Origin of the sequence: Corynebacterium sp. HMSC056F09, from assembly GCF_001815785.1 — a bacterium.
GTDB lineage: Bacteria > Actinomycetota > Actinomycetes > Mycobacteriales > Mycobacteriaceae > Corynebacterium > Corynebacterium hiratae.
The window spans coordinates 858-1,292 of sequence record NZ_KV821980.1 but is presented as its reverse complement, the minus strand read 5'-3'; the positions used below and the strand labels follow the sequence as shown (position 1 = coordinate 1,292).

Sequence of the window (435 nt, the reverse complement as noted above, 5' to 3'; positions counted from 1 at the left end):
CCCGAATTTTTTCTGTATTGTGGGTAACACCAAACAGACGAAAGGAATCACTTTCATGGACGAGAAGCTGCAAACCCTCCTTAACGAGCAGGTCATCAACGAGCACGGCGCAGCCCTGATTTACACCCAGCTGGCCTACGAGATGGACAACCTGTCCTTCCCGGGCATGCGCGATTGGTTCTTCAAGCAGGCAGAGGAAGAGCGCGAGCACGCACAGAAATTTGCTGAGCACCTGCTGGACCGCGGCTACCGCGTCGAGCTGGGGGATATCCAGGTCGGCTCCGTCAAGGCCGCCACCCCGCTCGATGCCTTTGAGGCCTCCCTCGCGCATGAGCAGAAGGTCTCGGAGCAGATCCGGGAGATCGCCCGCACCGCGGATGCCGCCGGGGATCTCGATTCCCGCGCCCTCATCAACTGGTTCCTCGAGGAGCAGGT

1 protein-coding gene is annotated in these 435 nt (G+C 60.0%); it reads left to right on the top strand.

Translation table 11 applies throughout. The features are described 5' to 3' along the window. Nucleotides 1-55: 55 nt before the first annotated feature. On the top strand, nucleotides 56-435 hold a 380-nt coding region (locus HMPREF3056_RS12405; protein WP_070754972.1), incomplete at its 3' end, for a ferritin.